Raw genomic sequence first — 9,357 nt, 5'->3', positions numbered from 1 at the left:
CGCCGGGTGCCAATGGGCCGTGGCTCTTGGCCCATAGGTTTTTTCGCGGCTCAGCCGGGAATGACCACGGGCCGCCCGGCATGGCGCACCACATCAAAGCGCAACCCGAACACCTCCCACAGCCGCTCGGGCGTCAGCACCGCGTCACAGGGCCCCGCCGCATGGATCCGGCCATCGCGCAGCGCCACCACGTGATCGGCCCAGCGCGCGGCGGCGTTGATGTCATGCACCACCAACACCACGCTGCGCCCGGTCTGGCCCGCGCGCCCGGGCCGCGACAGCGCATGAAGCCGCGCCATGAGATCATGCGCATGGCGCGGATCGAGCGCGTTGAGCGGCTCATCGAGCAAGAGCCACGGCGCCGATTGCGCCCAGACCATCGCCACCAGCGCCCGCTGCCGCTGCCCGCCCGACAACGTATCGAGCGCCCGGCCCGCGAGATCGTCGAGCTCGAACGCCGCCAGCGCCTCGGCCACGATGGCGCGATCCTCCGCCCCCTCGCGTCCGCCATGATGCGGCCAGCGGCCAAACCCCACGAGATCGGCAACGCTCAGCCGCGCCACGATGCTCGGCGATTGCTGCAACAGCGCCACGCGCCGCGCCCGCGCGCGATCCTCCATCGCGAACGGGTCCTCGCCATCGATGCCGACCGCGCCCGCGCCGGGCCGGTTGAGCCCCGCCATGCAATGCAGAAGCGTCGATTTCCCGGCCCCGTTCGCGCCGATGAGCGCGGTGATCCCGCCGCGCGGCAGGATGGCGTTCACATCCCTCAGGATCGGCGTGCCGCCCGCCGCATAGCTCAGATTTGTCAGCTCGATCACATCCGCCTCCGTCGCAACACAAGGCCGAGAAACACCAGCCCGCCAAAGAACTCGACCACCACCTCGAGCGCCGATTGCTGCCCCAAGAGCCGCTCGAACAGGAACTGCCCGGCCACGAGGATCAGCGCCCCGGTCATCGATGCCGCCGGCAAGAGAAGCGCATGGCGATGGCTCGGCACGAGATAACGCGCGAGGCTCGCCGCCAGCAGCCCGAGAAACATCAACGGCCCGACAAGCGCCGTCGCCACCGCCACCAGCACCACCACCAGCCCCAGCGCCCGCCGCACCAACCCGTCATGATCCAGCCCCAGCCCCCGCGCCACCGGCCGGCCTAGCCCCGCCACGTCAAGCGCCGGCACCATCCGCCACGCCAGCCCCAGCGCCAGGATCAGCGCCCCGGCCGCCACCGCCAATTCGCCCCGATCCACCCGGCCGAAACTCGCCACCACCGCCTGCTGCACCACGCCGAACTCTGACGGATCGATGAGCCGCCCCATCAGGTCCGAGAGCCCGCGCAGCAAAAGCCCAAGCACCACACCGGTGAGCACCACCCGCGTCACGTCGCTGACCCCGCCGCGCAGGAAGAGGTGAAACACCGCCAAGACCACGATCAGCAGCACCGAGACATTGAGCGCAAAGCCCCAGCCCGGCCCGATCCCGGCATAGCCCGCCGCGCCAAAGACAAAGACCAGCGCCATCTGCAGGAAGATATAGAGCGCATCGAGCCCCATCAGGTTCGGCGTCAAAAGCTGATTGCCGATCACCGTCTGAAAGATCAGCGTCGCCGCCCCGGCCGCAGCGCCCACCACCAACAGCGCCGCAAGCTTGCTGGCGCGCAGGCCAAGGATGATCCCCACCGGCCCGTTGAGCTGCCACAGCAGAAACCCCGCCGAGACCAGCGCCAGCACCAGCCCGAGCCAGATGAGACGCCGCTCAGCCATGCGCGCGCCCTCCTGTCCGCCCCCGGCTACGACCCAGAAGCCACAGGAACACCGCCGCCCCGGCCACCGCGAAAATCGTCCCCGCCGGCACCTCATAGGGCGCGCGGATCATCCGGCCCAGAATATCCGCCGCCAGCACCGCCGCGCCGCCAAGCCCCGCCACCAAGGGCAGGTTGCGGCGCAGATTGTCACCGCGCCACTGCGACACGATATTGGCCGCCACCAGCCCGACAAATGGCAGGCTGCCCACGGTGACCACCACCACCGCCATGATCAGCGCCACCGCCATCAACCCGAGCATCCGTGTCTGCCGGTAATCGAGGCCAAGGCTACGCGCCTGCGTCTCGCCCAGACCCAAGAGCGTGATCCGATCCGCCAGCGCATAAAGCCCCAGCGCCAGCGCCGCGATCAGCCACAAAAGCTCATAGCGCCCCTGCACCACGCCGGAAAACTCCGCCAGCCGCCAGGCCCCGATATATTGCACAAGATCGGTCTGCCACGCGATATAGACCCCGGCGGCCCAGAGGATCCCGCCATAGATCAGCCCCACGATCGGCAAGAGCATCGGGTCCTGTCGCGGCACCGCGCGGGCGAGCATCAGAAAGGCCGCCATGCCCAGCATGGCCGCCCCCGCGCCGCTCAGCATCTTGAGCCAGAGCGCCGCGCCGGGCGCCAGAAGCGTCACCGCCAGCAGGCCCAACATGGCCGATTCCGGCGTCCCGATGAGCGACGGCTCGACAAGCCGGTTCTGCACCGATTTCTGCACCACCACCCCGGCCAGCGCGAGGCCGATCCCGGTGAGGATCGCTGCCGCCGTGCGGGGAAAGCGGCTCACCAGGATGAGCCAACCGGCATCCATTTCGCCCGAGAAAAGCGGCGCCGCCCCGATCACGAGGCTGAGCGCCGCCAGCCCCGCCAGCGTGGCCCAGATCAGCACCGCATCGCGCATGGCCTAGCCCTTGGCCCCGAACCCGGCGATGATCTGATCGAGAATGATTGTGAGCGATTGCACCCCGCCGCCGCCGATATAGAGCGCCCCGGCGTCGAGATAGAGGATCTGATCCTGTTTCGCTGCCGTGGTCCGCGCCACCAGAGGATTGTCGAGCGTCGCCCGCGCCGCCTCGCCGCCCGCGTCAATCGCCGCGCCGCGATCCACCACGAGGATCCAGTCGGGGTCGATCTGGGCGATGAACTCAAAGGACACCGCTTCGCCATGGGTCTCGGCCTTGACCTCCGGATAGGCCTCGGGCAGGCCGAGCTCTTCATGCAGCCAGCCAAAGCGGCTGTTGCGCCCATAGGCGGAAATCTTGCCGCCATTGGTCAAGAGGATCAGCCCCCGGCCCTTGCCCGCGATGGCCGCCTTGGCCTCGGCGATCCGCGCGTCGAGATCCTGCGCCAGCGCCACGGCCTCGGCCTCGCGACCAAAGAGCGCCCCATAGGCCGCCAGCCGCGCCTTGGCCTGCGCCGTCACATCCATGCCCCAGATGGTCATGTCGATGGTCGGCGCAAACGCGCTCAGCGCCTCGCGCTGCGGCGACGACCGCCCACCCGCAATGATCAGCCCCGGTGCCATGCGCGCCAGCGCCTCGAAATCCGGCTCAAAGAGCGTGCCCACCGGTGCCGCCGCCTCGGCCACATCCGCCAGATAGGGCAGGAAGAGCTTCTCGGGCACCCCGTCCATCTCGACCCCCAGCGCCTCGAGCGTGTCAATCGCCGTCACGTCATAAACGACGAGCGGCGTCGTCGCGCCGCTGACCTCGACCGGGCCGGTGGCCGTCTCGACTGTGACGGGATCGGCCTGCGCCGCCATCGGCAGGGCAACGGCCAGAGCGAGCGCCGGCGCAAGCGCCAGCACGGAGGACGGAATGAGACGCATGGGTCCACCTTTCGACATCAGGTTTCTCCCCTCTCGGCTTGCGTCTGGCTGGCGGCGGGGCTGTTGGCCTGTGCAATACGCCCTTGTCGTCCCGGACCGCAAGCCCTAAATCTTATCAAAACAATCAGGATAATAGCATGACCGAGACATTGACCTATCAGACCGGCACCTTCACTACCGACCATGCGAGCAAATATCTGCAACAGCTCTGCAAGCATTTCGCCCATAAGATCGAGGTCGAGTATGACCCTTCGAGCGCCCGCATGGCGCTGCCCACCGGCCCGGCGACCCTTGCCGCCGATGGCGACCGCCTCACCGCCCGCATCTCCGGCGCGGATGACGCAGCGCTCGACCGAGCGCGCCATATCATCGACGACCACCTGAAACGCTTTGCCCATCGCGAAAACTTCGAGGCGATGGACTGGAAAGCGGCCTGAAACCCGCACTGTCGGGACACTGCCGCGATACCGACGTCTTGCCGACAGTCAAAAAGGGCGCCCCGAGAGGCGCCCTTTTCCATGGCCAAACCCCGGGCGTTATACCGCGTCGGGACCGACCGTTTGGATCAGCTGGATCAGATTGCCACAGCTATCGTCGAACACCGCCATCCGCACCGGTCCGGCATCCATCGGCTCTTGGACAAAGACAACACCGCGCTCTTTCAATGACCGACACTCCGCATCGAGATCTTCGACCTGAAAGGAATGCGCAGGAATCCCATCCGCCACCAGCGCCTGAGTGTAGGACCTCACCGCCGGGTGGTCACTCGGCTCAAGAAGAAGCTCCGGCCCGTCAGGCTGGTCCTTGGCCACCAGCGTGAGCCAGCGATGCCCGCCCAAAGGCACGTCGTGTTTCACCGCAAAACCCAGCTTGTCACAATAGAACGCTTCGGCTTTTGCCTGATCCTCCACGAAGATGCTGGTGATATAGATTTTCATGGCCCTATCCTCCCCGCCGCATTGCCCTTTGGCCCGGTCAGCCGCGCCCATTGCGTCAACTAGCTCGACGCCGTGAGACATCAAAAGCCGCGCTGCTGCAATGGAATGCGGAGATAGGCCCCATGGCAAGGGGCCTGAAACCTGCACTGTCGTCATACCGCCGCAATACCGACGTCCTACCGACAGTCAAAAAGGGCGCCCCGAGAGGCGCCCTTTCCCATGATCAGAACTTGATCTTCGCGGTCAGCGCGAGGGTCCGCCCCGGCTCGTTGATGGGCACCACATTGGCGAGGCCAACCCCGTCCGAGCTGCGCGACGCATAGGTCTTGTCGAAGAGGTTGTAGACGTCGAGCCGCAGCTCGAGATTGTCCATCTGACGCGGCGTATAGGTGCCGTAGACATTCACCACCTCATAGCTCGGCAGGGTCGTCGGCGTGTCGTCATTCTCGAGCGCGATCTGCGCCGTGCCGCCGACGCGCCACTGGTCGCTGATGTCATACCCGGCCTCGAGACCAAAGATATGACCCACCGGACGGCCCAGGTAATAGGCGGTCGAGGCGATGGTCGAGCCGCTGCTTTCGACATCGGCATAGGTGTAGTTGACCTTCACGAACCCTTGGCTGCCGCTATAGGCGACCGAGCCGTCAAAGCCCTGCGAGGTGACATCGGCAATCGCACCACGATCCCCGCCCGTGGGCAGTACCGCGTTGATATCCTTGACTTCCGTGTAGAAGAGCGCGCCGCTCACCTCCCACGGGCCAGAGGCATAGCGCAGACCGACACGCGCCGCATTGGCCCGCGATGTCGTGGTGCCGTTATAGGTCCAGGCCCCGCCGAAATTGACCAGCGCCGCCTCGCCCAGCTCATAGCCGCCCCAGCTCGACGCGACACCGGCGTTGAAGGTCAGCGTGTCGGTGAGGATCACATCCACCGCCGCGTTGACGCTCGCCCCGGTGTCGGTGAATTTCGACCCGTCCGCGCCTTTGAACTCTTGCGTGTCCACCCGCGCCCCATAGGAGACCGAGACCCGGTCGCTCAGATCCTGACGGGCCTGCGCGAAGATGCCAAAGCTCGTCAGCTCTTCCTTGCCGCTGCTGCCATAGAGACCGGTGCCCCGGCCCAGACCGCGTGCGGTTTCGTGGAAAAAGTCGAGCCCCGCCGTCAGCGTGCCATTGCCAATGTCGAACTCGTTCTTGGCGGTGCCGCTCAGGCTCTCGTTGATGCCCCAGACCCCAGAGGCGTCGATTTCTTGTTCATTATAAGCAAGTTGCAAGGTGGGGTTCAACCAGCCCTCGGGCGTCTCATCGGTATAGGTGAGCGTGTAGGACCGCCGCCGCGACAGCGCGTCGACCATGGTCGAGGTGCGGCCCACGACCGAATCGAAATCGGGCCGGATGAAGAGAATACCGCCCGGACCCGCCTGCGCCGAACGCGCACCGGTGTCTTCGGTCTGCGAGGCCGAAAACGCCAGCCGCCCGCCGCCCTCGGCGGTATAGGCGAGCTTGACCATGTAATCGGTCAGATCGGCCTCGGTGCCCGGCACGGTATGGCCCGAGCCATCCTCGTAATCGTCGCCCTTCTGCCGGGTGCCGCTGAGCAGGTATTCGAACCCGCCCTGACGACCAAAGACCGTGGTGCTGGCCCGCACGCCGGTGCCATTGGTGCCGCCGGTGATGCTGCTCATGCCGCCGAATGTGTCGCCCTCTTCGAGCAGGTCGCGCGCGTCCTTGGTCTCATAGGCGATGCTGCCCGCCAGCGCGCCGGGGCCCGCATCCGCAGGCGCGATGCCCTCGCTCACCTCAACCCGCTTGAGCAGCTCGGGATCGAGCAGCACATTGCCGGTATGGTGGAAGGCCGATTTGTTCTGCCGCGCGCCGTCGATGGTCACCGACAGCAGGCTTTCTTCGATGCCGTTCACGTAGATCTTTTGCGCGATGGGCGCGCCACCCCCGGCGGTGACCGAGGATTCGCCTGCGAACACATCCTTGGCGGTCTGCGGGTTGCGGTTGTCGAGATCCTCTTCACTCACCACCTCATTGCCGAGAAGCGCCTGCGCCTCTTCGGTTTCAATGCGCAGCGTGCCGAGGAAATAACTGTCGCTCTCTTGAGCATAGAGCGTGCCGGCCCAGGTGCAGGCAGACAGGAGCAAAAGGCTCCGGGCGGTACGGGTCATGGTTTGTCCTTCCAAAGTCCGTGATATTGGCTGGAAGGCACGTCAGGGCGGCGATCTGGCTTTGGGATGATTGAGCAGAAATGCTAGGCCGCGCGTTACCTGAGTCTTTTACTCAGGGCAAGGGGGCCGCCCCATCTTCCCCGCAACCCGTGCAGGAATGCCACGCAAACCCCGCGACTTAGCTGTGATCGCGCTGCCAGATCTGCCAGCGGAACTTGGCCTCGCGCAGCGCATCCATGAAGGCGATCGCATGGATCATGAACCCTCCGGCATAGCGGCCCACGAAACTATGCTCGGGCGTCGTCAGGTTATAGCTGACCCAGGCCAGCGACAGCGCGGTAAAGGCCATCATCAGCCCCCGCCCCGCCTGCCCGTTGAGCACCTGCCCCATGCCGGTGAGCCCGGCCGCCACGATCCCGACGATGAGCGGCCGGTAGGGCCGTGCCTCTGCGATCCTGTCGGTCATGCCGCGCCCTCCCCCAGCTCTGCCAGATCCGCGGCCCGCGCCAAGAGCGCCTGCGCGCCGGCCCGGTCGATCTCGGCCCGCTCGAACCGCGCCAGACGCGTGGTGAGGTAATGCCCGCGCTCGGTCTCGGCCACCCGCCATGTCAGGCGCACGCCCTTGGGGGTGAGGAGCAGCTCCTTGGCCCGATCGTCCGTGAAAAACTCCAGCGCCGGATCCGCGAGCCGCGCGGCCCAATCCTCAGCGGCGGCCTTATTCGAGGCTTTGAGGCTCAGCTCGGGCGGAAAGCCCGGCGGCGGCCGCATGTGATGGTCAAGCTCGCCATGCGGCGAGAAAAATTCGGTATTGGACGCCCGTTTCATCAGGCTCAGCACGCCGCCGATGGCGACGGGGCGATGCAGCGTCGCCTGCAGCCAGAGCACCGGCAGCTTGCGCAGCTGGATCATATCGACCACCAGCCGCAGCTCGGCCCGATGGCCCGCATAGGTCCCGGTGAGCGACGGATAGCCCGCGTGATCATGCTGCAGAACTTCGCCGTCGAGCGCCCCCCGGCAGCCCGCCAAAAGATCATGGCGGCGGCTCTTCTCCTGACGCTGATCGCGCAGAAAGGCCGCGCCGAGACCGACGATCCCGACCGAGGCAATGGCAATGGCGGCGGCAGTCATGATGGCAATCTCCCCCTTGAATTTGCTGCGCGGCCCCGCCTGATGACAGGGCCGCGCCTTGGCTCAATAGCCCTGCGGTTTCGGCCAGTTCATGGTGAACTGATCCGCCCGGCGCACGTATTTGTAACGATGCATCGAGAACCACAGCGACACCACCACATAGAACAGCATCATCGCCAAAAGCTGCGTCCCAAAGCCGAGATAGGTGGCAAAGAAGGTGGTGATGCAAAGCAGCATCAGCACGATCGCCGGGATCGGGTGGAACGGGTGGACATAGCCGCGCCGGATCGAGCCCAGCGGCCATTTGCGGCGAAACATGATCATGTTGATCGGCATGAACGTATAGCCCAGAAGGCCTGACAGGATCGAGAAGGTGATCACCTGATCCAACAGCCCGGTGAAGGCAAAGCTCACCGCGATGGGAATGAGGAACAGGATCGACCGGTAGGGCGTGCGATAGCGCGGATGCACCGCCCCGAACCAATGCGGCATATAGCGGTCACGCCCCATCGAGAACCACGCCCGCGACGCATCGTTGATACAGCCATTGGCCGAGGCCGTGGCGGCAAAGAGCGTGCCGACAAAGAGGAACACCTGCAATGTGGTGCTGCCCGTCATCCGCGCCGCGTCATAGAGCGGAACGGTCGCCTGGCCGAGATATTCCCACGGCAACAGCCCGGAACAGACATACCAGGTCAGCGTCGCCGCAATGAGCAGCGTCATGATCCCGGTCATCGTGCCCAGAGGCAGCGAGCGGCTCGGCGAGCGGACCTCTTCGGCGGCCTGACAGGTGCCTTCGATGCCGAGGTAATACCAGATGCCGAACTGAAACGCCGCGATGACCCCGATCCAGCCATAGGGCAGATCGGTGAGCAGGTCGCTGTGCTTGAGCACCGCCCCCGCCGTCCAGGGCTGAACCCCAACGAACAGGATCACGATGGTGACAAAGGCCGCCGCCGTGATGATGAAGTTGAGCGTCAGCGTCATGAACACGCCGCGATAGTTGAGAAAGGCCAGCATCGAGATGATCAGGATCACGAAGGGCTTGGGATCCAGCGCGTCATAGCCTGTCTGCTCGGCCAGAATGGTCAGCAAATCGCCCACGATGAGCGCATCCGCCGCCTCGAGCATCGTGTAGGCCATCACCAGATAGAGCCCCACGTTAAAGGCCATGAGCGGCCCCATGATATGCTTGGCCTGGGCGTATTGCCCACCGGCGGCGGCCACGGTCGAGGTCACCTCCGAGTCGATCATCGCCACGCAGGTATAGAGCAGCCCGATCACCCAGCAGGCGATAAGCGCGCCCATGGCGCCGCCCTTGCCCACCGAAAAGTTCCAGCCCATGAATTCGCCCACCAGCACGATGCCGACGCCGAGCGCCCAGACATGCACCGGCCCGAGCACCCGCAAGAGGCCGACGCGGTCGGTCTCGGCGGCGGCGCCTGAAACGGCGGCGGGGTTTGACGTTTGGTCTACCATC

Annotated in this window: 10 protein-coding genes; 1 reads left to right on the top strand and 9 read right to left on the bottom strand. The window is 65.7% G+C overall.

Annotated elements, in window-relative coordinates:
- Window positions 1–50: 50 nt before the first annotated feature.
- Genes WA237_RS05535 through WA237_RS05520 form a run of 4 tightly spaced genes read right to left on the bottom strand, consistent with a single transcriptional unit; the run spans window position 51 to window position 3,638 of the window.
- A complete protein-coding gene (locus WA237_RS05535) occupies window positions 51–821 on the bottom strand; it encodes an iron ABC transporter ATP-binding protein (RefSeq protein WP_336096964.1) in 771 nt (256 codons plus the stop codon).
- Entirely contained in the window at window positions 818–1,762 is a 945-nt protein-coding gene (locus WA237_RS05530; RefSeq protein ID WP_336096963.1) for an iron chelate uptake ABC transporter family permease subunit, read from the bottom strand. Before WA237_RS05530 ends, WA237_RS05535 begins: the two co-directional genes overlap by 4 nt.
- Window positions 1,755–2,711, bottom strand: coding sequence for an iron chelate uptake ABC transporter family permease subunit (locus WA237_RS05525; RefSeq protein WP_336096962.1), 957 nt, complete (start codon window positions 2,709–2,711; stop codon window positions 1,755–1,757). Before WA237_RS05525 ends, WA237_RS05530 begins: the two co-directional genes overlap by 8 nt.
- A 3-nt stretch (window positions 2,712–2,714) precedes the next feature.
- Window positions 2,715–3,638 carry a siderophore ABC transporter substrate-binding protein gene (locus tag WA237_RS05520; RefSeq protein ID WP_336096961.1) on the bottom strand — a complete coding sequence of 308 codons (924 nt, stop codon included), beginning with the start codon at window positions 3,636–3,638 and terminating at the stop codon, window positions 2,715–2,717.
- A 137-nt stretch (window positions 3,639–3,775) separates the two neighbouring features.
- Here WA237_RS05520 and WA237_RS05515 point away from each other — a divergent pair, with 137 nt between their 5' ends.
- Complete coding sequence (locus WA237_RS05515; protein ID WP_336096960.1) at window positions 3,776–4,075, top strand: DUF2218 domain-containing protein; 300 nt, start codon at window positions 3,776–3,778, stop codon at window positions 4,073–4,075.
- 99 nt (window positions 4,076–4,174) lie between these two features.
- On the opposite strand, the gene WA237_RS05510 is transcribed toward WA237_RS05515, so the two are convergent.
- The 5 genes from WA237_RS05510 to WA237_RS05490 all read right to left on the bottom strand — a co-directional run bounded on the left by WA237_RS05510 (window position 4,175) and on the right by WA237_RS05490 (window position 9,356).
- Window positions 4,175–4,576 carry a VOC family protein gene (locus tag WA237_RS05510; protein ID WP_336096959.1) on the bottom strand — a complete coding sequence of 134 codons (402 nt, stop codon included), beginning with the start codon at window positions 4,574–4,576 and terminating at the stop codon, window positions 4,175–4,177.
- A gap of 223 nt (window positions 4,577–4,799) precedes the next feature.
- On the bottom strand, window positions 4,800–6,749 hold the full coding sequence (locus WA237_RS05505) for a TonB-dependent receptor domain-containing protein (RefSeq protein ID WP_336096958.1): 1,950 nt from the start codon (window positions 6,747–6,749) through the stop codon (window positions 4,800–4,802).
- Between the two features lie 178 nt (window positions 6,750–6,927).
- On the bottom strand, window positions 6,928–7,215 hold the full coding sequence (locus tag WA237_RS05500) for a hypothetical protein (RefSeq protein WP_336096957.1): 288 nt from the start codon (window positions 7,213–7,215) through the stop codon (window positions 6,928–6,930).
- Window positions 7,212–7,877, bottom strand: coding sequence for a hypothetical protein (locus WA237_RS05495; RefSeq protein WP_336096956.1), 666 nt, complete (start codon window positions 7,875–7,877; stop codon window positions 7,212–7,214). Before WA237_RS05495 ends, WA237_RS05500 begins: the two co-directional genes overlap by 4 nt.
- 63 nt (window positions 7,878–7,940) lie before the next feature.
- Window positions 7,941–9,356, bottom strand: coding sequence for an APC family permease (locus WA237_RS05490; protein ID WP_216016773.1), 1,416 nt, complete (start codon window positions 9,354–9,356; stop codon window positions 7,941–7,943).
- Between the last annotated feature and the right edge of the window lies 1 nt (window position 9,357).

It is taken from the genome of Roseovarius sp. CH_XMU1461, from assembly GCF_037027165.1.
Classification (GTDB): domain Bacteria; phylum Pseudomonadota; class Alphaproteobacteria; order Rhodobacterales; family Rhodobacteraceae; genus Roseovarius; species Roseovarius nubinhibens.
This window is presented reverse-complemented; position numbering and strand designations above follow the sequence as displayed.

Bases quoted from the DNA above. Each gene is read 5' to 3' on its own strand.
- WA237_RS05525 (WP_336096962.1), bottom strand. From the start codon at position 2,711: ATGCGCGATGCGGTGCTGATCTGGGCCACGCTGGCGGGGCTGGCGGCG.
- WA237_RS05510 (WP_336096959.1), bottom strand. From the start codon at position 4,576: ATGAAAATCTATATCACCAGCATCTTCGTGGAGGATCAGGCAAAAGCC.
- WA237_RS05490 (WP_216016773.1), bottom strand. From the start codon at position 9,356: ATGGTAGACCAAACGTCAAACCCCGCCGCCGTTTCAGGCGCCGCCGCC.
- WA237_RS05495 (WP_336096956.1), bottom strand. From the start codon at position 7,877: ATGACTGCCGCCGCCATTGCCATTGCCTCGGTCGGGATCGTCGGTCTC.
- WA237_RS05530 (WP_336096963.1), bottom strand. From the start codon at position 1,762: ATGGCTGAGCGGCGTCTCATCTGGCTCGGGCTGGTGCTGGCGCTGGTC.
- WA237_RS05515 (WP_336096960.1), top strand. From the start codon at position 3,776: ATGACCGAGACATTGACCTATCAGACCGGCACCTTCACTACCGACCAT.
- WA237_RS05500 (WP_336096957.1), bottom strand. From the start codon at position 7,215: ATGACCGACAGGATCGCAGAGGCACGGCCCTACCGGCCGCTCATCGTC.
- WA237_RS05520 (WP_336096961.1), bottom strand. From the start codon at position 3,638: ATGCGTCTCATTCCGTCCTCCGTGCTGGCGCTTGCGCCGGCGCTCGCT.
- WA237_RS05505 (WP_336096958.1), bottom strand. From the start codon at position 6,749: ATGACCCGTACCGCCCGGAGCCTTTTGCTCCTGTCTGCCTGCACCTGG.